The following is a 23,796-nucleotide window of genomic DNA, read 5'->3' as shown; positions in this document are numbered from 1 at the left end:
GTCATGCGGTGACAGAGCCACTGGGTGTTCCCGATTGCGTGCCCGGATAGGTTCCCGGGGCGCCGGGCGCCACGATGTCGGTGTTCGCGGCCTCCTCCTGCTCCTCGGCCACCTTCTGCTCATACTCCTCGCGCACCTCTTTGGAGAAACCGCCGTCTTCCTCGGTTCGCTTGGTCTCGTCGACCGGGTTGCTGTAGGTCGCGTGGTGCTCGGGCAGCACGTCGGCCGGCGTGTCGTTCTTCGACGTCGGCCCGGTGAACACGGGTTTCTGGCCGTTGGACGGTGCGAACAGGATGTCGCCCTTGCTCGGGTCGATCACGCCGTCGCCGTCCAGGTCGAACCCGTCCGGGCGGAGCGCCTTCTGCATCTCGGCCGGGGTGGGCAGCTCACGGCCACCGCCGCCGCCAGTCTTGGGCGGGTCGGGGAACATGAGTTCGACCCGGGAGACCGAGAGCGCGTTGGCCTCGTCGAGGTTCTTGTAGGTCTTGGCGAGGTTGTCTGCGGCCTTGTGCAGGGCCTCCAGGCCCATGCGGACGAGCTGGACACCGAGCTCCACCTGCATGTGCGAACCCCGGTTGCCCCCGTCCAGGGTATTCGCCTCCTGGAAGATGGTGACGCCCTCCTTGAGCGCGTACTGAGCGCTGAGCGGGTGCGAGTGGCTGCTCTGCTGGTTCCAGCTCTCGAACTGCCCGTCGAAGTCCTTCAAATCGTCGGCGATCTGGTCCGCGAGCACACGAAGCGACTCCACCTTGAGGTCGAGTTTGTACCCGACACCCGTCGGGGCCCCCGTGCCTCCACCGCCGTCCGGTCTCTGAACCATGTCCCCCGCTCCCGTCTTCGGCTCTGTGGCCATCCACCCTATCGAAGGGTGGGAATAGCCCCAACCCCGTCGGTCTCACTGTCCGTCATCCGGCAGGCGGCGTCCACGCGAGCTGGACCAGCTGGCTGCCACCACGGCGCGTCATCAGGTGACCCCGGCCCGGCGGCAGCTGTTCGGGACGCCGGTTGCCGAGCAGCACGCCTTCCTCGCGGTTGCCCGACATCATGATGCCGGGCGACGCCAGCTCGCGCAGTCGGGCGATGACCGGCTCGAACAGGGCCCGCGCCGCGCCGCCGCTGCGGCGGGTGAGCACCAGGTGCAAGCCGACGTCCCGGCCCTGCGCCAGGTATTCGATCAGCGGTGCGACCGGGTTGGTCGCCCCGGCCACCAGGTCGTAGTCGTCGATGATCACGTACAGCTCGGGACCGGTCCACCAGCTGCGGTTGCGCAGCTCCTCCGCGGTGACGTCGGGGCCGGGCAGCCGCCGCTTCATCGCGGTCACCACGTCGCGGATCATGTCCGTCGTGGTCTGCGCGGAGGTCCCGTACGCCAGCAGGTATTCCGGGGGCACGGCGCCGAGCAGGCTGCGCCGGTAGTCGACCGCGATGATCCGGGCCTGGGCCGGCGTGTACCGCTGGGTGATGCCCCGGACCACGCTGCGCAGGAAGCTGCTCTTGCCGCACTCGAGGTCGCCGAAGACCAGGCAGTGCGGTTCGGCGTCGAAGTCCAGGTAAACCGGCTGCAGGTTGCTCTCCGCGATGCCGATCGGCACCCGGCCGGCCGGGCCGCCGTCCGCGACCGGCAGCTGGTCGTAGTGCAGTTCGCTGGGGAGCATCCGGACCTGCGGCGCCCGCGGCCCGGTCCACGCCTCGCTCATCTGGTGCACCAGCTTCGCCACGCCCTCGGGGAGGGTCTTGGGGTCGGCCGTGCCGTCGATGCGCGGCAGCGCGGACAGGAATTGCATGCCCTCCGCGGTGACGCCCCGGCCGGGCGAGTTCTCCGGCACGTTGAGAGCGGCCCGCCGGTCCATCACCGAGTCGGTCGGGTCGCCCAGCCGCAGCTCCAGCTTGCTGCCGAAGAAGTCGCGCAGCGACGGGCGCACGTCCATCCACCGGGCGGCGGAGGCGATCACGTGCACGCCGAAGTTGAGGCCCCGCGCGGTGACGTCGGAGACGTCCATCTCGAGGTCCTCGAACTCCTTGCGCAGCGTGCCGATGCCGTCGACGACCAGGAAGACGTCACCGAACGGGTCGTCGGCGAAGTCGCCCTGCGCCTTGCGCCGGCGATAGACGGCCATCGACTCGACGCCGTGGTCGCTGAAATAGCGTTCGCGGGCCTCGAGCAGGGACTTCACCTCGGCGACGGTCCGGCGCATCCGGTCCACGTCGAGCCGGCTCGCCACCCCGCCGACGTGCGGCAGGTCACGCAGCGCCGCGAGGCCGCCGCCGCCCAGGTCGAGGCAGTAGAACTGGGCCTCCTGCGGCGAGTGGGTCAGCGCCAGGCCGATGATCGTGGTCCGCAGCAGCGTGGTCTTGCCGCTCTGCGGGCCACCCACCACCACCAGGTGCCCGGAGGCGCCCGCGAGGTCCAGGGTGAGCAGCTCGCGGCGCTGGTCGAAGGGCCGGTCGACGAGGCAGACCGGGGCCTGCAGGGCGCCGCGGCTCTCCGAGACGCTGACCGTGAGGCCGCGCTGCGGCTCCACCTGCAGCGGCGGCATGATCTGGTCGAGCGTCGGCGGCACGTCCAGCGGCGGCAGCCACACCTGGTGGGCCGGCACGCCGCCGCCCTCCAGCCGCTCGACCAGGATGTCCAGCACGCTCTCGCCCATCGCGTCCTCGTCGGCCTCGCTCGGCACGGCGACCGGGGCCTCGGTGATCTTGGGGGCGACGTACTGGGTCGAGTAGGGCAGCGCCGGGTCCATGTCGGGGGTCAGCTCCGCGACCGTGGTGCCGGAGGTGTCCTCGTACTTGCCGGAGACGTAGGCGGCCCGGAACCGGACCAGGGCCTCGGTCCCGAACTTGAGGAAACCGTGGCCCGGCGCGCGGGGCAGCTCGTACGCGTCCGGCACGCCGATGGCCGCCCGGCTCTCGCTGCTGGAGAAGGTCCGCAGACCGATCCGGTACGACAGGTGCGTGTCGAGACCACGAAGCCGGCCCTCCTCCAGCTTCTGCGAGGCGAGCAGCAGGTGCACGCCCAGCGACCGGCCGACCCGTCCGATCTGCACGAACATGTCGATGAAGTCGGGCTTGGCGCTGAGCAGCTCCGAGAACTCGTCACAGATGATCAGCAGGTTGGGCAGCGGGGTGAGCGGCGCGCCGGCCGCGCGGGCCCGCTCGTAGTCACGCTGCGAGTCGTACTTGCCGGAGTCCTGGAGCAGCTCCTGGCGGCGGATCAGCTCACCGGAGATCGCGTCGCGCATCCGGTCGACCAGCGACAGGTTGTGCCGCAGGTTGGTGATCACCGCGCTGGTGTGCGGGAGCCGGTCCAGCTTGGCGAAGGTCGCGCCGCCCTTGAAGTCGACCAGCACCAGGTTGAGGATCTCCGAGCTGTGCGTGGCGGCGAGCGCCAGCACGAGCGTACGCAGCAGCTCGCTCTTGCCGGAGCCGGTGGCGCCGACCAGCAGGCCGTGCGGGCCCATGCCCTCCTGCGCGGACTCCTTGATGTCCAGGTCGATCGGCGAGCCGTCGGGGGCGATGCCGATCGGCACCCGCAGCCGGTCCCGGTTGGGCCGGATGCCCCAGGCGGTGGCCGGGTCGAACTGGTGCGGGTCGCCGAGGTTCAGCAGCTCGGCGAGGCCCATCTCGGTGCTGAGCCGGGACTCGCTGCGGGAGGCGACCGACAGCCGCAGCGGCGAGATCTGCCGGGCCAGCCCGAGCGCCTGCTCCTCGTGCAGCGCGTCCGGCCGGCCCACCCGGGTCCGGCCGTCGATGGTGGAGGTGTGCAGGTCGCCCTGGTCGTCGAGCTCGAGCACCAGCGAGGCCCGGTCGAGCATCCGGGGTGGGGCGGTGGTCAGGTCGATCAGCGTGACGCCGTCGATGCCACCCTCGGTCATCAGGTGGTCGGAGCCGCTGATGTCGCCGCCGTCCAGAACCACGATCAGGTGTGGGCTGACGGTCATCACCGCGTCCGGGTCGAACCGGGGCCGGGAGGCGACCACGTCCTCCAGGATCGCCTCCAGCATCGGGATGCTGGAGGCCACCATCCGCAGCTGGCCGAGGGCGTCGGTCTTGGTCGGGTGCAGGGCGTGCGGCAGCCACTTCGCCCACTCCCACTCGCCGGCCACCTCCGGGCCGGCGCAGACCGCGACGAGCAGGTCGTCCGGCGCGTGGAAGGCCACGGCCTGCGCCAGCATGGCCCGGACCAGGGCGCGCGACGGCTGCTGCGGGCCGCGCAGGTAGACCCGGCCGAAGCCGGGCAGTGACAGGGCCACCGGCAGGTCCGGGACCACGGCGTACGTCTTGACGAACCGGCGCAGGGCGACCGCGCAGACCGGTTCCAGGTCCTCCACCCGGCTGGTGCGCGGCGGCACGATCGGCGTGGCGACCTCCAGCGGGCCGAGGCCGAGCCGGACCGTGCCGAAGTCGCCGTCCACCGGGCGCCGCTCCCACAGCCGGTGACTGGCCACCGTCGACCAGAGCGCGTCCGGGTCGGGGTGCCGGTAGTACATCGCCCGGCGCTGCTCGGTGATCACCTTGAGGATCTTGCGGCGGTGCTGCGAGAGGTGGTGCATGTACTTGCGGCGGGAGGCCGCCATCTCGGCCTTGCTCGGCTGCCCGTTGTTCGAGACCACCTGGGCCAGCAGCATGCCGAGCATGCTGACGCCGAACATGGCGCCGACGATGTATCCCAGCGGTCCCGGCTTCTGGAACGAGAACATCATCGCCATGGCGGCCGAACCGGCCACCATGGGCAGCGTCATGAGCAGGTTCGACCAGCCCTTGTTCCCGGGCGGGGGCAGTTCCGGCGGTGGGTCGAGGATGACGTCACCGGACGGGATGGCGGGTGCCGGGCGCCGGGGGTACCGCTTGACGGTCACCGTGCTCACGAACTGCTCCCCGTTGGATCGACGAATGGGTGGACGCCATGTTAGGCAACCGGCTGCTAGGTTGACAGCCGCGGGAAGCCTGATCGGACACAACGGGAGTGCAAACGGTGACCACGACACCCGTCACTGGCCTGGCGCGGGTGACCGTCGCCACACCGGATCGTCGTATCGACCTGGCTCTACCGAGCAACGTAGCGCTCGCCGGCCTGCTTCCGAGTCTCATGCAGCACGCCGGTGAGAATTTCGCGGATGCCGGGGAGACGCACGGCGGCTGGATCCTGCGCCGGACCGACGGCACGGAGCTGCGGACCGACCTGAGCCTGGGCGCGCAGGAGGTCCGCGACGGCGAGCTGCTGCATCTGGTGCCGCGGTACGCGGAGTGGCCGGAGCCGGACTACGACGACGTGGTGCACACGATCGCGGCCGGCTCACGACGCCACGGCAAACCGTGGGAGCCCGCCACCACCCGTCGCGCGGCGCTGACCGTCGGCACGTCGCTGCTGGTGGTGGCGCTGCTGGTGCTGCTGCTGTCCGGACCGTCCTGGGTGGTGCCCGGGATCGTCGCCCTGGTGCTGGCGGTGATCCTGCTGATCACCGGGATCGCGCTGTCCCGGGCGATGGCCGATTCGATGGCCGGCGTCTGGGTGGCCGCCGTCGGGCTGCCGTTCGCCTTCACCGGCGGATGCCTGATCATCGCGAGCGACGGGCCGCTGACCGGGCTGGGCGCGCCGAGCCTGCTGCTCGGCTCGGTGCTGCTCTGCGGCGCCTCGCTGATCGGGTACGGCGGTGTCGCGGATCGGACCCGGGTCTTCGCCGCCGGTGTGGTGCTCGGTCTGGTCGGCGCCTTCGGGGCCGGCATCACGCTGGCCGGCCTGGACACCACGGCGGCCGCCGCGGTGGTGCTGACCACTGTGGTACTGCTCTGCCCGATGGCGCCGCTGATGGCGATCCGGCTCGGCAAGATCCCGGTGCCCGAGTTGCCGGAGAGCGCCGGCGACATCCTCGAGGACCAGCCCCGCACCCCGGCACCCAAGACGTTCGCGGCGGTGGCCCGCGCCGACGACATCCTGACCGGCGTGCTGCTGGGCGGCAGCATCGCCAGCGCGGTCTCGCTGGTCGTGGTGGGTCAGGCGGGCGGCCTGTCCACCCCGCTGCTGGCCACCCTCTGCACCGCGGCGCTGCTGCTGCGGACCCGGATGTTCCTGGCCACCCGCCAGCGGGTGCCGCTGCTCACCGCCGGCCTGGTCGGCGTCGCCGTACTGTCCGTCGGCCTGACACTGACGCTGCCGCCCGCGCTGCGGCCGCTGATCGCGGTGCTCGTGCTGGCGCTGGTCGCGGCCGCGGTGATCGCCGGCGGGCTGGTCTACAGCCGGCGGCAGTCCTCGCCGTACGTGGGACGGTTCCTCGAGCTGCTGGACACCGCGGTCCTGATCACCATCATCCCGGTGGCCTGCGCCGCCGTCGGGGTGTACTCGGCTGTCCGCGGTCACTTCGGGTGACCCGGGAGAGGTGAGGACGAATGGCAACCCGTAGGGACCGCCTGCACTCGTACCAGTTCCTGCTGCAGCGGGTGGTGTCCGCCCTGGTCATCCACGACACCGACCCGGAGCAGTCGCCGTTCCGCCGGTTCGCCGGCTCGGCGTTCGCGGGCCTGATGGTCGCGGTCATCGCGGTCGGCGGCGTCGCGGTGTACGGGATGCTGGTCAGCGGCGGCAAGACGTCCTGGCGCAACCCCGAGGCGATCGTGCTGGAGAAGGAGACCGGCGTCCGGTACGTGTACCGGGACGGCGTCCTGTACCCGGTGGCGAACCAGGCCTCGGCGATGCTGCTGGGCGCCCTGCAGCCGGTCTCGGTGTCCCGCAACTCGCTCTCCGGCACGCCGCGCGGCGAGATGCTGGGCATCCCCGGCGCGCCTGACGTGATCCCCCGCCCGGCGGATCTGCTCACCGGAAGCTGGAGCCTGTGCGTGCGCCCCGGCGACGACGGCCAGGCGCAGACCGTGCTGATGGTCGGCTCGTCGCCGGCGAGCGACCGGCCGCTCGGCCCGGGGGCCATGCTGGTCCGCGCGGTCGACAGCGGCGACAGCCTGCACCTGGTCTGGAACGACCGCCGCTTCGAGATCAAGGACGCCGACGTCGTGCTCAAGGCGCTGACCTGGGAGGGCTACGACTCGATCCCGGTGCGCGCGGCGTGGCTGAACGGCCTGCCCGCCGGCCCGGCGATCGCCCGCTTCGGTCTGCCCACGGGCTCCTCCGCGTTCCGCGACGTCAAGGTCGGCCGGCTCTTCTTCGTCCGCAACACCGCCGGGAACACCCAGTTCTACGTGGCGATGCCGGACGGGCTGGCCAAGGTCACGTCGATGCAGGCCGACATCATGCGCGGCGACCCGGCGCTCAACCCCGACGGGGTGCAGCCGGAGGAGATCCAGGCCGGTCAGGTCGTGGAGTCCGCGGCGAACCTCACCGCCGAGGACGATGTGCAGCCGCCCGCCGCCACCCCCGAGCTGGTCACGCCGGCGACCCCGGACGCACCCCTGTGCGCGGTGTTCCCAGCCGGCGCCGGCGCGCCGTCGGTGCGGACCGACGCGGAGATCCCGGAGGGCTCACCGGCCGGCAACACCCTGGGTGTCGCCGACCCCGGCACCCCGCTGGCGAACCGGGTGATCGTGCCGGCCGGCCGTGGGGCGCTGGTCCACGCGGTGGGCGCGCCGGACGCGACGACCGGCACGCTGATGCTGGTGACCGAGCCGGGCCGGGCCTTCCCGGTGAGCCCGGACATCGCGGAGAAGCTCGGCTATCCCCCGGCCGCCGCGGTCCGGATGCGCACGAGCGTCGTGGGCCGGCTGCCGGTCGGCCCGCCCCTGGACCCGGCCAACGCCGGGCTGCCCGCCGCCCGCCCCTGACGACGGCTGAGCCCGGCGCGGCAGAGGCCGTGACCGGCCTGACGGCGGCGGAGCAGCACCCGGGGACGGCGTCAGGTCGTACCACAGTGGTCGTACCTCAGAGGTCGTCGCCGAAGGCCAATCGGCCCGCATGCTGCAACGTCTGCTCGTCCACCTCGGACCATCGGTATCCCCGGGCCCGGATGTGGGCGAGCAGCTCCGGCTCGGGCGGCAGCCCGTAGTGCTCGGCGAAGTACGCCAGGGACTCCGACCAGACCCACACCCCGTCGGTGTGGATGTGCAGCGGCACCACGGGCAGATCGTCCGCGTACGGATCCTCGCCGGTCCCGAACGCCGCCAGCGCCACCGGCGCGTCCCGCAGGAAGGCGACGATCCGCGGCCGCTCCGCCTCCGGCAGGGCGGCCGCGGGCGGCGGCAGCCGGGCCGGGGTGGCCGCCTCGGCCAGCCGCAGCGGCGGCCCGGTGGTGAACTGGCGCTCCGCCTCGCTCAACGCCGCCTGCCAGCCCGACACCACCCGGCCGGCGAATTCGGCGGACACCTCGACCAGCACGTCGTCCGGGTTTTCCGGGTCGTGGTCGCGCAGCACACCGGTCGGCTCCCAGACGCCGTCGTGGCGGCAGATCTCGTCGGTCCCGCCGGCCGTCCGGCGCAGCACCGCACCGGGTCGCCGGGCAGTCTCCCCCGGCCGGAGCCGGACGTAATAGGTGTCGGTCATGTCAGAAGTCCTCGTCGTCGGCGGGTTCCGGGTGGCGGGCCTTGAACTCGTCCAGCCGGCGGGCCTGCTCGGCCCGGGCGGCGAGCAGCGCGGAGCGGTCGAACGCCGCCGGGTCGGCCCGCAGGGCGTTGCGCCCGGTCGCGGTGCGGAACGCCTCCACCGGCACCCGCCCGGCGCCTTCCGGCACGAACTTGAGGATCTCGTCGTAGGCGGTGGCGCAGCGGGCGAGCAGCGCGGTCATGTCGTCCCACGCGTCCACGTCGCGCCACGCCTTCTCCGCGTCCACCGCGCTCTCCAGCTGCTCGGTGAGCTGCCGGAGCGCGGCCGCGGCGTGCCACCACTCCCCCGGGTCGAGCAGCTCCGAAGGCGACTGGGACGGGCCGCTGAAGTCGTCCTCCGCGGCCTCGTCGACGGCCGGCAGGACGAAGCTGAACGTCCGCTGCCGTCCGCAGTTCGCGCACGCCCCGGCATAGGTCACCAGGCCGTCGGCGTCCGGCACGGTCACGTCCCGGTCGAAGGCGATCTCGCCGCAGACGCAGGGCCGCAGGTCCATGAACAGCACTGCCTCGGCGACGCTGCGGGCCGGCAGCGGGCGGTGCCCGGGCGGCGCCGGCTCGCCCGCCAGCTGCCGGTAGACGTCGCGCTGCTCGGCGAGCCGGGCCACGGTGAACCGCTCCGGCTCGATCTCGAAGACGGAGCGGCCGCGGGCCGTGCGGAACGCCTCGGCCGGGACCGCGTCGGCGCCGGCCGGCACGAAGAGCAGGACCTCCTCGACCGCGGCGGCGGCCGCCGCCAGATCGGTGCAGCGCTCGGCGGCCTCCTCGGCGGAGAGCTCGCCGTCCTCGGCCGGGTAGCTCGCGTAGCGGTCGGCGACCCAGAGCCACTCGCCGGGGTCGAGCAGCTCGGAGGGTGTGGTCAGGGTGGACCAGGCGGCGGGCGCCAGGATCGGCACCTCCGGCGCCACCGGGAAGGTGAACGTGCGGGATCGCGCGCAGGCCGGACAGGCACCGGAATATTCCACCTGCCCACCGCCGTCCGGGCCGGGACCGTAGGCGGCCGTCCGCGGGAAGTCCGACTCGCCGCACTCACACGGGTGGAGATCCATGTAGAGATGGGCTTCGAGATGCGACCGGGCGACAGGCATGGCCGCCATCCTAGGGAATGTCAGGCCGCCTCGTAGGCCGCCAGGATCCGGCGGTAGCCGTTGTCCAACGCGGTCAGCCGGCGGCGGGTGAACTGGCCCGGGTCGGCGGCCAGCACGGCGCGGCCGGCCGGCGTGAAGAACGCCTCCGGCGGCACCTCCCGGCCGTCGGCGGGCAGGAACTTGCGGACCTCGGTCAGTGCGGCCACGGCGATCGCCAGAGCCTCGCGGGCGTCGTCGCGCTCCGGCGCCGGGCAGTGCGCCGGGTCGGCCGGGACCGCGCCGGCCAGCTCGCGGGCGACGGTGAGGAACTGGCCGGCGTCGATCAGCCGGGACGGCTCCGCCCCGCCGAACTGCGGGGGCGCGGGCGGCGCCGCCGGCACGGTGAACTCGAACTCGGCGGCGTCGTTGCACTGCCCGCACCGGGTCTCATAACCGCTGATCAGGGTCCCGTCGCCGGCCTCGCCGAGCCATTGCGCGGCCACCTCGAGCGCCGGGGCGGCGCAGGCGGCGCACGGCTGCAGCTCCAGATAGAGCCGGGACTCCTCGGGTGAGCGGGTGGCTAGCGGCACGCTGGTCACCGTACCGCGTCAGCCGAGGTGGAAGAGGACCACGCCGGGGCGCTCCTCACGGGTGATCCCGAGGGTGTCGACCGGCCTGGTGAACGTCTCCGGCGGGACCGGCTCCGAGTGCGACTCGCGCGGCACCACGACCGTCCGGATGCCGCGGCCGCGCAGGAACTCGACGCTCGCCGCGTCCGGGAACGACTTCACCTTCGCCCGCAGCTCCTCCACGGCCGGTGGGATGTATCCGCTGGACCCGTTGGCGACGGCCGGGAACCCGTCGGTGGTCCACAGCATGGTGAGCAGGTCCTCGAGCTTGTTGGCCGGCAGGACGAGCACCGGCTGTCGCAGCGACGCCAGCTCGACCGGCGCCCGGGGCACCGGGCGGAACGGGGTGACCTGCACGCCCTCCAGAGCGACCAGGCCGGCCGGGATCAGCAGCACGACCGCGATCACCGGTCGCAGCAGGGCGGCCCGGGACCTGTCGCGCAGCCAGTTCCCGGCCTGCTCGGCGAGGGCGGTGATCAGGCCGGCCGAGAGCAGGCCGAGCAGCAGCGTGACCCAGAGGATCAGCCGGCCGGGGGTGCGGATGGCGTTCCAGCCGGGCAGCCAGTGGTGCAGCATCTGATAGCCGTAGTTCCACGGCGCCCGCATGCCCATGCCCACCCACGCGAAGGCGATCAGGGCGAGCAGCAGCAGCACCCGGTGCCGCCGGGACCAGACCGAGACGATCAGGCCGAGCGCGGCCAGGCCCATCGCGAAGAATCCGGGCAGGTTCCACACCTCACCGCCGCCCTGCGGGATCAGCGCGTCGCGCAGCTCCTGGTTGTCCTGGCCCCAGAGCCACTGGAAGCCGGGCGCGGTGACGAACTGGCGGACGTCGCCGGAGAAGGAGTTGATCTCGTCGAGGGTGCGTTCGCTGTTCGGGTACGCCCTGGTCATCAGCAGGTACGGAACGGCCATCAGGCCGACCGTCGCGACGAACGTCGTCACGCCGGCCACATCGGAGACGAACAGCCGCCGGGCGAACGGCGGCCGCCTGATCAGCCAGAACACTCCGGCGGCCGCGGTGAGCGTGCCCAGCACATATCCGAACGGCAGGCCCAGCCCGAACCCGAGCGTGATCTGCCACGCCGCGACCAGCCAGCCGGCCAGGGCCCAGCCCGGGCGGGCCAGTTCCGGCCGGTAGCCGTGCCGCAGTGAGTAGCCGTGGCCGCGGGCGAGCATCGCCAGGCTCAGCGCGATGCCGCCGATCGACAGGATGTTGAGGTGCGACATGTGCGCGTAGCGCCACGGCGCGTAGGCGAAGATCAGGCCGGCCACCAGGCTGCCGGTCCGGTTCGCGCCGAGCTGGCGGGCCAGGACGTACGCGCCGAACGAGGCGAGTGCGAAGACCAGCAGGAACAGGATGTTGTAACGCAGGATCGCGGCTTCGCTGCCGGAGCCGATCAGGCTGAACGGCAGATATCCGAGGAGCGTGTCGGAGTACGCGAACGACCAGCTCTCGCCGAAGTGGGCGTTGCTCTCCCAGAACCGGCCCGGGTCGTGGAGCAGCGCCCAGCCGATCCAGGACAGCTGCCACGCCTGCAGTGACGGGTCCCAGAAGTCCGAGGCGAAGGCGGTCGCCGGATCGCGCATGAGCGGCCAGGTCATCACCACCGCGAGCAGCACCGACCCGGCGGCGGCGAGGGTCCACTCGTGCCGGAGCCATCGCCGGCGGCCGGTGCGGCGCGCCCCACCCGGGGTCGCTCCGCCGGCCGGCGAAGGGCGTTCCTCCACACTGGTCTGGTTGCTCACGTGATCAGCTACTTCCCCGTCGTGCCATCGATGCCCCCAAGCGGCGTCGGGATCATACGGTGTCCGCGCGACACGCGCGCTGACCTGGTGCTGCTACCCTGCGGGCCGTGAACGAAGAGGCGACGCACAACTCGGCGGACCGCGACTGGAACAGCGACCCTGCGTCCGTGGACCGGCAACCGAAGGCTCCCACCTGGGACGGTCCGCCGGTGCCCTCGGGTAGTGGTGCGCAGACCCCGCCCTGGGAGACGTCGCCCGACCCCCAGAGTGGACCCCCTTCGCCGTGGGGTGCGCCACAGCCGAACAGCGGCCCGCCCTCACCGTGGGGAACATCTCAGCCGAACAGCGGCCCGCCCGCGCTGGCGTGGGGCGAGCCGCAGCCGCCGGAGACCTCCTGGGGCCGGCCACAGCCGGAGCCGTCCCCCGGGGAGTCGACCGCGCGGATCACGCCGGTTCCCGCGCCCAAGCCCGCGAAGCAGTCCAGCCGGACGGCCGGCTGGATCGGCGGCATCGTGGCGGCCGCGCTGGTCTTCGGCGCCGGCGGCTACTTCCTCGGCGCGGCCGGTGACAGCGACCCGTCCGGCGGGCCGGACGGCGACCCGTCGCCCACGGTGCCGCTGTTCGAGGCCAACCAGATGGCAGTGAACCGGGAGAAGCTGGGCGGCGAACTGGCCGGGCTGGGCGACCCCTGGCTGCCCTCGGTCGGCAACTGCGTCGCCAACACCGAACAGGGCGCCCCGGCCCTCGCGGCGGACGAGAGCCGCCACGTGACCTGCCGGTACGGGTCCGCGTGGGTGCACTTCGTGGTCTACAAGAGCGTCGAGCAGAAGAACGCCGCCCGCAGCTACCGCCAGCAGCTGAACCTCAACTCCGACGAGGTGGCCCCGGGCGTGCAGGACCCGGGCCGCGTCACCGGCGGCGTCTCCCAGGCGCCGGGCAAGGTGGTGGAGTACGCGTTCCGCCAGCAGAACGGGAAGGCGCTGTGCGGCATGTCCTGGGAGCGGGACGCGGATCCGCTGGCCGCGTCGATGATCGAGGCGTACTGCGAGGAAGACCTCGGCGGCGACTGGGCGGTGCTGCGGGATCTCTGGCAGCGTCACAGCTGAGCCGGGGAAGCACCGTGACCTCCTGGACGACCGTCATCGGTAACACCCTGCGGATGCGGTGGAAACGCCGGCGGGACGCCCTGCGCCCGGATGCGGGCCCGAGTGTCCCGTCACCGTCCCGGCGGGCCCTGCTCACCGGTGGCGGCGCGGTGGTGGTGGGCGCCGGGGTCACCGGTGCGGCGGTCGGGCGCTACACCTCCGACGCGGAGGTCACCTCGGCGCCGTTCCTGGACGTCCGGCAGTTCGGCGCGGCCGGGGACGGACAGACCGACGACACCAGGGCGCTGCAGAAGGCCCTGGACGCCGCCGCGGCCGGCGCGGGGCTGGTGTACTTCCCGGCCGGCACGTACCTGACCCGGCGGCTCACGCTGGCGTCCAACGTGCACCTGCGCGGCGCGGGTGGCGACGCCAGCGTGCTGCAGCTGCACCCCGGCGCGAACAGCGCGATCCTGGAGTCGGCCGGTTTCGGCGATCTGACCACCACGAACGAGCCGGCCGGCGTCACCGGCTTCAGCATCCGTGACCTGGCTCTGGACGGCAACAAGGACAAGAACCCGGAGGGCGGCTTCGGCCTGCGGGTCTACGGCTGCCAGTACGAGCTGTCCGAGCTGATCGTGTTCAACTGCCGGCAGGACGGCATCTACAGCGAGTGGAGCAACGCCGCCGGGCTGCCCGGCCTGTCGCACCAGATGGAGGCGCGGCTCACCGCGGTCCGCTCGCACCACAACGGCGGCACCGGCATCAACTTCAACGGCCCGCACGACTCGATGTTCGTCAACTGCCTGGCGTTCGAGAACGAGGGCATCGGGTTCCGGCTGGCCGGCGAGTCGCACGCCAGTTCGCTGGTGAACTGTCACGGCTGGGGTGTCGCGCAGACCGTGTCGTTCGACCTGGCCGCGCTCGCCATCGGCGCGGTGAACTGCTACGCCGACCTCAACGGCGGGGTCGGCGTCCGGATCTCCCGCAACGACGTCCGCTGGTGGGGCGGTTTCGTGCTGGGCGCCAACCACACCGGCACCCGGCGGGAGATCGGGATCCAGTTCGTGCCGGGGCCGGTCGACGGCGAGCCGGCCGGCTGCGTCATCGACACGAAGATCATGAACTGCGCCACCGCCAGCGTCGACTTCGGCAACGGGTTCGGCGACCGCTCGACGGTCCGCGCATCGCTCACCCAGCCCGGTGTCCACATCGACGGTAAATACCAGGCCGGCACCGGCCGCCCGTGGATCGGCGAACCGCATCGCAACTGCCGCGTCGAGATTCTCGAGGGCGTCGCCGACCCGACGAAGAGCCTGGTGGTCAGCCCGGCGTTCGAGATGCGCGCCCAGGAGGTGACCGGCGCGCCGGCGGCCGACTCGGTCCGGGTCTTCGTCCGGGTCTCCGGCGGCCGGACCCAGTTGTGCGCGCAGTTCCCCAACGGTGTGACCAAGGTAATAACCGGCGCCTGAGGGCCGGGAGGGGACTGCCGGGCGGCATCGTCATCCGTAAGATCGCACGGCGATCCCACCCGGCGCAGAGACGGACCTCAGTGACACAACAGTTGGCTACCGACAGCGATCCCCGTCCGGCCGGGAGCGGCACCGGCCCGGCGCCCCGGCGCGCGCCGTCGCGGCGGCTGCGGTGGCTGTGTCACGAGTGGACGGTGGCGGCCGCCGGCTCGGTCGTGCTCGCGGTGCTGATGACCTGGCCGGCCCTGCGCGAGCCGACCCGGACGCTGCCCGGTGACGTCTGGGACCCGGGTCTGCAGACGTGGCAGCTCGCCTGGGGCGGCTGGGCGGTGCGCAACGACATCGGCCGGCTGTGGACGACGAACGCGCACCACGGTGAGTCGTGGGGCCTGGCATACTCCGACACGCTGCTCGGCTATCTGCCGTTCGGGCTGGCCGGCACCGGGCTCGAGGCCGCGGTGCTGCGCTACAACGTGGTCTTCGTGCTGGCCTTCGCGCTCGCCTTCTTCGGCGCGTACGTGCTGGCCCGGCAGCTGGGTGCGGTGCGGTTCGGCGCGCTCGCGGCCGGGCTCGCCTTCGCCTACACCCCGTGGCGGTACGCCCACCTCTCGCACCTCAACATCCTCTCCACCGGCGGCATCGCGCTGAGCCTGGCCATGCTGGCCCGCGGGCACGGCTTCTCGCTGCGCCACGGCTACCGCCCGGACCGCGTCCGCCCCGGCTGGGCGCTGGCCGGGTGGCTGGTCGCGGCCTGGCAGATCACCCTCGGGTTCGGGCTGGGCCTGCCGTTCGCGTACGTGCTGGCGGTCCTCGGGCTCGCCGGCCCGGCCGCCTGGCTGTGGCGGCGGCCTCCGTTCCGCCGGCGGCTGTTCTGGTTCGACCTGACCGGTGTGCTGGGGTTTCTCGCCGTCTCGGCCGCCATGGCTGTCCCCTATCTGCGGCTCACCGCGTTCTATCCGAACAGCGAGCGCGACCTGAACGCCGTCCGCCAGTACTCGGTCGGCGTCCGGCAGTTCTTCATCGCGCCGGAACGGCAGTGGCTCTGGGGCAGGTTCGACGCCGACGCCCGCGCCGCTGTGGAGCTCGCCGGCTGGGAGGCGCACAACCTGCCCGGCTACTTCCTGCTCGTCCTCGGGTTGTTCGGCCTGGTCCGGTCGGTCTGGCCGTGGCCGTACCGGCTGATCGCCGCTGTCGCGCTGGTCGTGTCGGGCTGGCTCGCGATGGGCATGGCGGCGCCGTGGACCCGGCCGTACGAGTTTCTCTTCGCCCATCTGCCCGGCTGGAACGCGATCCGCACCCCGGGCCGGCTGACCCTCTGGATCGTCCTGATCCTCGCCCTGCTGACCGCGGGCTTCGTTACCGCGGCCGCCGAGCGTGCGCAGCGGCCGGTGCGCGACGGGCGACGGTGGCTGCTGCGCCCGGTTCTGGCCCTGGCCCTGCTGACGCCGAGCGGCCTGCTGGTGCTGGAGGGCCTGCACGACGCCGACTTCCCGGTCGTGCCGCCGGCCCCGGCCGACTTCGCAGCGCTGCGCGGGCCGGTCCTGGTGCTGCCGACGCACCTCGCCGAGGACGAGCTGACCCAGCTCTGGTCGGTCGACGGATTCGTCGACGTCGTCAACGGGTCCAGCGGCTACATCCCGCCCGGTCTGCTGGAGCTGCGGGAACGCGTCGCGTCGTTCCCGGACGCGGCCTCCGTGGCATACCTGCGCGAGCGCGGGGTCCGTACCGTCGTGGTGGAACGCAACCCGCAGGCGATTCCCTGGCCGGCGGGCGCCCGCACGCTGACCGCGCCGGTCGACGGTCTCGGTGTGACCCGCGAGGAACAGGACGCCGCCGTCCTCTACCACCTCTCGCCGTCCTGACCACCGCACGAATCCACGGGGGAAGAAAGATGAGCGTCCAGAACAGCGCGCTGCTCGCCGGCCGGAAGGTCGCGGTGGTGCACGAGTGGTTCGGCGCGACCGGCGGCTCGGAGGCCGTCTTCCTGGCCATCGCCGGTCTGCTCCCGCAGGCGGAACGGCTGGTGCTCTGGGCCGACGAGGGGGTGCCCGCCGATCAGCTGCACCTGCGGCAGTCGTGGCTGGCCCGGACCCCGCTGCGCAACAGCAAGGCGCTCTCGCTGCCCGCCATGCCGCTGGTCTGGCGGACGCTGACCAGCGAGAAGTTCGACGTGGTCGTCTCGTCCAGCCACGCCTTCGCGCACACCGTGAAGCTCGGTGATCCGGACCGGACCCGGCACCTCAGTTACATCCACTCCCCGGCGCGTTACGTCTGGAGCCCGGACTTCGACGGCCGCGGCTCGCACCCGCTGCTCAAACTGCCGCGCCGCGTCCTGCAAGCCACCGACGTGCGGCTGAGCCGGCACGTGCACGCCTACGCCGCGAACTCGCGCGAGGTGCAGGGGCGGATCAAGCGGTTCTGGAAGCGCGACGCCGAGGTGATCAACCCGCCGGTCGAGGTCGGTTACTTCGGCGGCGCCCCGGAGCACCAGCGGCACCAGTCCCGGGACTACCTGCTCGGCATCGGGCGCTGGATCCCGTACAAGAACTTCGATTTGATGATCGCCATTGCCGAGGCGGCGCGCATGCCGCTGGTCATCGCGGGGTCCGGGCCGGAGGAGGAGCGGCTGCGGCGGCTCGCCGCCGGCTCCACCACGAAGATCACTTTCGAGGTACGACCGGAGCGCGACCGCCTGCGCGAGTTGTACTGGGGCGCTCGCGCCCTGCTGTTCCCCGCGCACGAGGACTTTGGCATGATCCCCGTCGAGGCGCAGGCGTGCGGCACTCCGGTGATCGGGTTGGCGCGCGGCGGGCTGCTGGAGACGGTCCTTGACGGTGCGACCGGCTACCTGGTCGACTCCCTCGAGCCGCAGCCGTACGCGGAGGCGGTCGGCCGGCTCGGCGGGATGTCGCCGGACCGGATCCGGGCGCACGCCGAGGACTTCTCGGCCGACCGGTTCGCGCAGCGGATGACCCACTGGATCGACGATGTGGCCGGAGGCGCGTGGTGACGACCACCATTGTCGACGCGAGCGGCGTCGGCCCGGGCGGCATCACCCGGGTCCTCTCCGAGCTGGTGCGGTGCTGGCCGGCCGGCGACCGTCTGCGGATCGTGGCCGCCCCGCCCGGCTGGACGGCGCCGGAGGGCCGGGACGCCGAGGTGACGGTGGTCAGCTCCCAGCAGCACGGCCGGGTCGGCACGATCGCCGAGGCCACCCAGACGCTGCGCAAGGTGACCGGCCGCGACGCCGGGCCGGACGCCCGGGTGTTGTCGCTGAGCCCGTCGCTGGCGGTCCGCGGCAGCCGGCTGCCGGTCACCACTGTCGTGCACGACCTGGCGTTCAAGCTGTGGCCGCACGGTCTGCCGTCGTCCGTCCTGCAGTACCGGCGGCTCAGTTACAGCACCGCGATCGGCCGGTCCGAACGGCTGCTCTGCGTGAGCGCGCGGACCCGCCACGACCTGCTGGGGTTGTACGGCGTGCCGTATTCGAGGACTGCGGTGTGGCATCCCGGCAGCGACCTGGGCGTGCGGCCCGGTTCGCTGCCCGCGCCGGTGGCCGCCGTGCACGAGCGCGGCGACAGATATCTGGTGGTGGCGGGTCATGCCGCGCACAAGGGCGTCGAGCTCGCGATCGAGGCGGTCGCCGGCCTGTCGTCGTACCACCTGATGGTCTTGACCGGCGGTCAGCCGGCCGAGGAGTTCCGCCGCGCGGCGGCGGAGTCGGCAGCGGCCTCGCGGGTGGTCTTCCTCGATCGTCTCTGCGACGCGGAGTACGCGGCGGTCGTCGCCGGCGCCGCCGCCTTCCTGATGCCCAGCCACTTCGAGGGGTACGGCCTGCCCGCGGCCGAGGCGCTGCGGCTCGGCACCCCCACCGTGATCTCCCCCGATCCGGCGCTGCTGGAGGCGACCGGCGGCGCGGCGGCGCGGATGCACACCTGGACCGGCGCGGCGATGGCGCACGCCCTGCAGCAGATCGAAAGCGGACAGCTTCCGGCGGCGGGTGAGCCGGCCGGGCGGTCCTGGCAGGCGGCGGCCGCGCACCTGCACGCGCTGCTCGGCGGCGAACCAACGGCGACCGCGGCCGCGCGGTAGGGAGCGAAGCATGCGAATCGCCATGGTCCACTCGTCGTTCGCGATCCGCGGCGGCGCCGAGCAGTACGTCCGTGATCTGACCGGGGCGCTGCGGGCCCACGGCCACGACGTCCGGGTGTTCAGCCGGCCGTCCGGGCACGCGGACCCCGCCGACCAGCCGGTGGGCACCCGGGTCAGCGAGCGTCTGGGCGCGCGGACCGGTCCGTTGCGCAAGGTGTTCACCCACCTCGGCGACGTGGCCGACCCGACCGGGCTGACCACGGCGGCCCTCGCGGACTTCGCGCCCGACCTGGTGCACGTGCACAACTGGCAGGGGCTCGGCGCGCTACCCCTGGCCCGGATCGCGGCGACGTTCCCGATCTGCCACACCGTGCACGACTACGCGATCGCCGACCCCAACAACGCGCTCGGCAACCGCGGCCGGTCGCCGGTGCTCGACGCGCTGCTGCGGCTGCGGTCCGCGGTGCTGGTCGGGCGGTTCCGCCGGATCCTGCTGCTGTGGCCCGCCGCGCGGACCCGCGACATCCTGGAACAGCACGTGCCGGCGGCGCGCCGGTTGCCCGGCCGCGTCGTGCCGCTCGCGGTCCCGGAGGACGGCCCGCCGCCGCGATGGCAGCCGGGCGATCCGCGCACCTTCCTGTTCCTCGGCGCGCTGAGCCCGCACAAGGGCGTCGACCTGATGATCGACGCCTGGCGGCAGGTGGCCGCCGGGGCGCCGGCGGGTGCGCGGCTGCTGGTGGCCGGCGACGGTGTCCTGCGCGACGAACTCGCCGCCGCGGCCCGCGAGACACCCTCCCTGCAGCCGCTCGGCTTCCTCGGGACGGCCGGCAAACAGGCTGCCCTGCAGCAGGCCGGCTGGCTGGTCTTCCCCAGCCAGTGGGCGGAGAACTTCCCGATCTCCTGCGTGGAGAGCCTGCGGGCGGGACGCCCGATCATCGCGAGCACGGTGGCCCGGCCACCGATGGCCTCGGACGGCGCCCTGCTGACCTTCTCCGGACGCGACGGCCTGGCGGAGAGGTTTCGGCAGGCGATCGGCCAACCCCCCGAGTCGTACGAGCGGATGGCCGCGACCGCCGCCGAGGACGGACGTGCCCTCGACTGGGACCGGCACGTCGGCGCCATCGAGCAGGCGTACGCGGACCTGGTGGCCGGTGCGGTGCCGGAGCGGGTCCCGTGACCACCTTCCTGCACCGCCTGCCCGCCCTGACGCACCACCGGCTGCTCAGGATCGGCCTGCCGGCCCTGGTGGCGGCCGTGTTCGCCTGCGGGTTCGCCGGCCTGTCGCCGCTGCTGCCGGTGGTCCTGCTGGCGCTCGCCTACCTGGCCGTCACGCCGGTGCCGGGCATGATCTACGTCCTGGTCGTGCTGATGGCCCCGCTCGGTCTCTGGATGATCAGGGCCGACGCGTTCATGGCCTGGGTCTTCGGCGGCCGGGAGTACGCGCTGAGCCTCTCCGCCGCGGCGATCGCCGTCACGCTGATGGTGCGCGCCCTGATCAAGAATCCGCCGACCCGCCGGCAGCTCACCGTCGCGGCGCCGGTGCTGGCCGTCCTGGCCGTCTACGGGCTGATCGGGATCAGCCATCACGGGTTGGCGCAGACCGTCGCCGGCGCCCGCATCACCGCGCTCCCGGTGATCGTGCTGATCGTGTTGATCGGCCTCGCCGCCGCCGAACTGCGGCTGCTGCTCACCGTGGTGGCCGGCCTGATGGTCGCCAACGGCGTCGCGGCGGTGGTGGAGTACATCATCGGCCCGGCGAAACTGATCGCGATGGGCTTCGAGGAGGGCCGGGCGGTCCGCCTGATCGGCGACACGTTCCGGGCGCCCGGCCTGACCGAGGTGAACGCCGAGCTCGGCCTGCTGGCCGGCTCGTTCCTGCTCGGCTACACCGCGCTGTGGCTGGTCCGCCCGCTGCGCCCGGCCACTGTGCTGTGGCACGTCGCGGCGGGCGCGGCGGTTGTCGCGCTCGCGCTGAGCACCAGCCGCTCGGCAGCGCTGCTGGTGGCCGGCGGGCTCGGCGCGGCCGTCGTCCTGAACCGCGGTGGCGGGCCGGCGGCGCGCAGGCGGGCCAGGATCCTCGGCGCGGCCATGGTGGTGCTGCTCGCCGCCGGGTTCGTGGCGATCGGCGCGACCGGGGCGTCCAGCTTGCTGGAGCGCTTCCAGGTGTGGGGACGGCTGATCGAATCGGGCGGCCCCTGGTACGGCAACGGCGTCGGCGGGGCGGGAGCCGCGACCTATTCGCGGGCAGCCACGTCGGCGCAGGTGTTCGTCGACAACTACTTCGTCAGCATCGTCCTGCAGTACGGCTACGTGATCGCGGTGGTGGTGGCCGGGCTACTGGTGTGGGGGCTGATCCGGCTGTCGCGAGGGTCCGCCGCCCACGAGCACTACGCGGTCTACCTCGCCGTCCTGGCCGGCGCGGTGTGCGGATCCCTGATGATCGAGCTGTGGGAGTACGGGAGCGCGATGGCCTGCCTGGCGCTGTTCGTCGCGTACGCCATGCGGTCTGTCCCGATCCTCTCCCCGCCCGATCCCACTGCGCCCCCGCTCGACGACACCGTCCGGTTGCGGCGTTCCGGCGAGCCGGACACCGTGGTGCTGCGCCTGCCCGGTGAGGCCGACCAGTGATCGGCGGCCTGGCCCGGACGGCTCGCAAGTTGCAGGGCACCCAACTCTCCGTGCAGGCGCTGTCCCGGCTCGCCAGCGTCGTGCTGTTCCTGCTCGCCTCCTGGGCCGACACCGAACGGCTGCCGCTGGTCGCCCTCCAGGGCATCCTGCTCGCGCTGCCGTTCGCCCTGATGGAGTCCCTGGTCGGCCGTCCCGTCTCGGCCGGGCTGCTGCCCGCCCACTGGGACGTCGAGTCCTGGGCCCGTCGCGCGTCGGCCGCCACCATCGTCCCGGTCGCCCTGATCGCCGGGCTCTCCACCACCGTGGCGCTGCCCGAGGCCAGTTGGACCGACCGGTTGCTGATGCTCACACCGGTGCTGCTCCAGCTCCCCCTCGAAGCGATGTTCTGGGCGCAGGCGCGCACCCGCTCCACCGCCCGGGCCAACCTCATCCCGCAGACCGTCGCGATCAGCACCATGCTGGCCGGCGTGGCCTTCGCCCTGGCCGGCATCCGGATCGACGTCGCCGCCGTGCCCGGCCAGCTGGCCCTGCTCGCCTGGCTCCTGCTGGAACGCCGCCCCCGGCCCGTGGGCACCGTACGCCCCGGATACCTGGCCGGCCTCAGGGTCGGCGCGACCTACTTCGTCACCGCCTCGGTGGACCTCGCCTACTCGGTGGCGCTTCCCTCGGTCGCGGGCGCCCTCGCCGGCCCGGCCGCGGTCGTCGTGCTGCGCGCGCTCGAACTGGCCTTCGGCCCCTTCCACGTGCTGCTCTCCGCCACCACCCGCGAGGACGTGGTGCTCGGCCGCCGCAGCCGCCTGATCAACCCGGTCCGCCTGCTGACCGTCGCCGGGTGGGCCCTGGTCTCCGTCGTCGTCACCGCCAGCCCCTGGGTGCGCGGCCTGCTCGCCGCCGACCTGCGCGACCTGACAGTCGCCGCGGTGGCGGTCTTCTGCGCCTACAAGGGCCTGCTGATGTTCGCCACGTGGATGTCGGTGCAGCACATGATCTGGGCCCCGCCGCGCCGGTACCTGGTCTCCGGCGTCGGATCCCGGGTCATCGCCCTGGCCGCCCTCACGATCTCCGTCGTCTGGGTCGACCGGGTCCCCGACCTGCTGCTCTCGCTCCTGATCAGTGAGGTCCTCGTGGTGCTCTGGTTCGCCTGGCGCACCGCCCGGACTCCTCGGACCCCCGCGCCGCAGGTCCCCACCCCGACCAACGCCTAGCGGGCTTCGGCCGGGGCGCCGGTGCCCCGCATGCGAACGCGCCGCCCGCAACGAATGCGGGCGGCGCGTCAGAGCTGCGGGAGCAGGCTATTTCTTCTCCTCGGCGATCGCCTTGATCGCGTTCACGTCGTCCTTGCGGACCGCGGTGAACAGCGCCTTCGACTTCGCCTTGTCCGGAAGCACCACACTCTGGCCGCCGATCATGCCCGTACCCTTGGTGGGGTTGGTGTAGAAGCCGAGGTTCTCGCTGCGCATGTGGCGCAGGTCCATGGCCATGTCCACCATGTTCATGCCCTTGTCGACGCTGACCGTGTTCGTCGTCGCCTTCAGGAACGAGTTCAGCTTGCCGGGGTTGGTGACCACCCCGCCGGAGACCGCCTTGTTCAGGATCGCCTTGATCACCTGCTGCTGGTGGCGGATCCGGGCGAAGTCGCCGTCCTTGAACGCGTACCGCTCGCGGGCGTAGTCCAGCGCCGCGGCGCCGTCCATCGTCTGCGGGCCCTTCTCGAACTTGCGGATGCTGTCCGGGTTCAGCGAGTGGGTCGAGGTGAACGACGTCTCCACGTCGACCTCGACGCCGCCCAGCGCGTCGACGATCTCCTTGAAGCCGGCGAAGTCGACCAGCGCCACGTGATCGATGCGAACGCCGGTGTACTCCTCGACGGTCTGCACCATCAGCGGGACGCCGCCCCAGGAGAACGCCGCATTGATCTTGGCGTTGGTGTCGCCGTGCCGGCCGTTGGCGGACTTCGGGATGTGCACCCAGGTGTCGCGCGGGATGGAGATCAGCTGGGCCGCCGACTTGTCCTTGTTGACGTGCATCACGATGATCGTGTCGCTGCGTGAGCCGCCGTCGTTCTCCGGGTCGCGGGAGTCGCTGCCGAGCAGCAGGAAGTTCTTGGCCTCGCCGGCCACCGCCTCCTTCTGCGGGCGGCTCGCCTCCGGGACCGCGTCGAACGCGTCCACCCGCTCGAGGTCGCCCTCCACCGACTTGAGGTAGAAGGCGCCGCCGATCAGGCCGAGCCCGGCGAGGATCACCGGGATCATGAGCACGATCAGGGCGATCTTCCATTTCTTGCGCGGTTTCTTCGCCGCGTGCTTCCCCGGTTCCGGGGCGTCGACCGGCTCCATCACCGCAGTGGAGTCAGGGTCGTAAGTCGGCTGTCGGGTGGGCATGGCGACGATCGTAACTACCGGTGCAAGCCCGTACGGGGTCGTTGGTGGACTGTCCGGCGGCGACTCCGGGCGATGTATTGAAAACGTGCACAGTTCGCTCGTCATCAATGGTGAAGATCACACCGTTAGGCACGTTTCGGGGAGGAAAACGAACACGA

Annotated in this window: 17 protein-coding genes; 10 read left to right on the top strand and 7 right to left on the bottom strand. The window is 72.4% G+C overall.

Annotation, left to right across the window (positions count from 1 at the left end; translation table 11 throughout):
* Position 1 precedes the first annotated feature (1 nt).
* Both AC0NH5_RS05425 and eccCa read right to left on the bottom strand, forming a co-directional pair.
* Complete coding sequence (locus AC0NH5_RS05425) at positions 2-748, bottom strand: hypothetical protein (RefSeq protein WP_474400608.1); 747 nt, start codon at positions 746-748, stop codon at positions 2-4.
* 157 nt (positions 749-905) lie between these two features.
* A complete protein-coding gene (gene eccCa / locus AC0NH5_RS05420; RefSeq protein ID WP_474400606.1) occupies positions 906-4,865 on the bottom strand; it encodes a type VII secretion protein EccCa in 3,960 nt (1,319 codons plus the stop codon).
* A 107-nt stretch (positions 4,866-4,972) separates the two neighbouring features.
* Here eccCa and eccD point away from each other — a divergent pair, with 107 nt between their 5' ends.
* Complete coding sequence (eccD, locus tag AC0NH5_RS05415) at positions 4,973-6,364, top strand: type VII secretion integral membrane protein EccD (RefSeq protein ID WP_474400604.1); 1,392 nt, start codon at positions 4,973-4,975, stop codon at positions 6,362-6,364.
* Between the two features lie 20 nt (positions 6,365-6,384).
* Positions 6,385-7,767 carry a type VII secretion protein EccB gene (eccB, locus tag AC0NH5_RS05410; protein WP_474400603.1) on the top strand — a complete coding sequence of 461 codons (1,383 nt, stop codon included), beginning with the start codon at positions 6,385-6,387 and terminating at the stop codon, positions 7,765-7,767.
* 97 nt (positions 7,768-7,864) lie between these two features.
* On the opposite strand, the gene AC0NH5_RS05405 is transcribed toward eccB, so the two are convergent.
* From AC0NH5_RS05405 to AC0NH5_RS05390, 4 genes are read right to left on the bottom strand one after another with little or no spacing between them, the layout of a single operon-like run.
* On the bottom strand, positions 7,865-8,482 hold the full coding sequence (locus AC0NH5_RS05405; protein WP_474400601.1) for a hypothetical protein: 618 nt from the start codon (positions 8,480-8,482) through the stop codon (positions 7,865-7,867).
* 1 nt (position 8,483) lies between these two features.
* Positions 8,484-9,626 (bottom strand): hypothetical protein, encoded by a 1,143-nt coding sequence (locus AC0NH5_RS05400; RefSeq protein ID WP_474400600.1) that lies wholly within the window; start codon positions 9,624-9,626, stop codon positions 8,484-8,486.
* A 20-nt stretch (positions 9,627-9,646) separates the two neighbouring features.
* Positions 9,647-10,195 (bottom strand): hypothetical protein, encoded by a 549-nt coding sequence (locus AC0NH5_RS05395; protein ID WP_474400598.1) that lies wholly within the window; start codon positions 10,193-10,195, stop codon positions 9,647-9,649.
* Between the two features lie 18 nt (positions 10,196-10,213).
* On the bottom strand, positions 10,214-11,983 hold the full coding sequence (locus AC0NH5_RS05390) for a hypothetical protein (protein ID WP_474400596.1): 1,770 nt from the start codon (positions 11,981-11,983) through the stop codon (positions 10,214-10,216).
* A gap of 107 nt (positions 11,984-12,090) precedes the next feature.
* Between AC0NH5_RS05390 and AC0NH5_RS05385 the strand changes: the two genes are divergently transcribed.
* From AC0NH5_RS05385 to AC0NH5_RS05350, 8 genes are all read left to right on the top strand, one after another.
* Complete coding sequence (locus AC0NH5_RS05385) at positions 12,091-13,089, top strand: hypothetical protein (RefSeq protein WP_474400594.1); 999 nt, start codon at positions 12,091-12,093, stop codon at positions 13,087-13,089.
* 14 nt (positions 13,090-13,103) lie between these two features.
* On the top strand, positions 13,104-14,537 hold the full coding sequence (locus tag AC0NH5_RS05380) for a glycosyl hydrolase family 28-related protein (RefSeq protein ID WP_474400593.1): 1,434 nt from the start codon (positions 13,104-13,106) through the stop codon (positions 14,535-14,537).
* Between the two features lie 80 nt (positions 14,538-14,617).
* Complete coding sequence (locus AC0NH5_RS05375; protein ID WP_474400592.1) at positions 14,618-16,399, top strand: hypothetical protein; 1,782 nt, start codon at positions 14,618-14,620, stop codon at positions 16,397-16,399.
* 29 nt (positions 16,400-16,428) lie between these two features.
* Complete coding sequence (locus tag AC0NH5_RS05370) at positions 16,429-17,547, top strand: glycosyltransferase (protein ID WP_474400590.1); 1,119 nt, start codon at positions 16,429-16,431, stop codon at positions 17,545-17,547.
* The gene (locus AC0NH5_RS05365) at positions 17,544-18,629 is read left to right on the top strand and encodes a glycosyltransferase (protein ID WP_474400589.1); all 1,086 of its coding nucleotides are present in this window, start codon (positions 17,544-17,546) and stop codon (positions 18,627-18,629) included. Before AC0NH5_RS05370 ends, AC0NH5_RS05365 begins: the two co-directional genes overlap by 4 nt.
* Before the next feature lie 10 nt (positions 18,630-18,639).
* Positions 18,640-19,806 carry a glycosyltransferase gene (locus tag AC0NH5_RS05360; protein WP_474400588.1) on the top strand — a complete coding sequence of 389 codons (1,167 nt, stop codon included), beginning with the start codon at positions 18,640-18,642 and terminating at the stop codon, positions 19,804-19,806.
* Positions 19,803-21,257 carry a hypothetical protein gene (locus AC0NH5_RS05355; protein ID WP_474400587.1) on the top strand — a complete coding sequence of 485 codons (1,455 nt, stop codon included), beginning with the start codon at positions 19,803-19,805 and terminating at the stop codon, positions 21,255-21,257. Before AC0NH5_RS05360 ends, AC0NH5_RS05355 begins: the two co-directional genes overlap by 4 nt.
* Positions 21,254-22,462 (top strand): hypothetical protein, encoded by a 1,209-nt coding sequence (locus AC0NH5_RS05350; RefSeq protein ID WP_474400586.1) that lies wholly within the window; start codon positions 21,254-21,256, stop codon positions 22,460-22,462. Before AC0NH5_RS05355 ends, AC0NH5_RS05350 begins: the two co-directional genes overlap by 4 nt.
* An 87-nt stretch (positions 22,463-22,549) precedes the next feature.
* Here AC0NH5_RS05350 and AC0NH5_RS05345 read toward each other — a convergent pair whose 3' ends face one another.
* A complete protein-coding gene (locus AC0NH5_RS05345; protein WP_474400585.1) occupies positions 22,550-23,638 on the bottom strand; it encodes an LCP family protein in 1,089 nt (362 codons plus the stop codon).
* Positions 23,639-23,796: the final 158 nt, after the last annotated feature.

The sequence above is a fragment of the Actinoplanes sp. 13 genome (assembly GCF_056134165.1).
The sequence above is the reverse complement of the archived record's forward strand: the minus strand, read 5'-3'. Positions and strand labels throughout refer to the sequence as shown.

What these genes read in the sequence shown, in the direction of transcription:
- eccB (WP_474400603.1), top strand. Translation starts at nt 6,385, where the DNA reads ATGGCAACCCGTAGGGACCGCCTGCACTCGTACCAGTTCCTGCTGCAG.
- AC0NH5_RS05405 (WP_474400601.1), bottom strand. Translation starts at nt 8,482, where the DNA reads ATGACCGACACCTATTACGTCCGGCTCCGGCCGGGGGAGACTGCCCGG.
- AC0NH5_RS05400 (WP_474400600.1), bottom strand. Translation starts at nt 9,626, where the DNA reads ATGCCTGTCGCCCGGTCGCATCTCGAAGCCCATCTCTACATGGATCTC.
- AC0NH5_RS05370 (WP_474400590.1), top strand. Translation starts at nt 16,429, where the DNA reads ATGAGCGTCCAGAACAGCGCGCTGCTCGCCGGCCGGAAGGTCGCGGTG.
- AC0NH5_RS05360 (WP_474400588.1), top strand. Translation starts at nt 18,640, where the DNA reads ATGCGAATCGCCATGGTCCACTCGTCGTTCGCGATCCGCGGCGGCGCC.
- AC0NH5_RS05345 (WP_474400585.1), bottom strand. Translation starts at nt 23,638, where the DNA reads ATGCCCACCCGACAGCCGACTTACGACCCTGACTCCACTGCGGTGATG.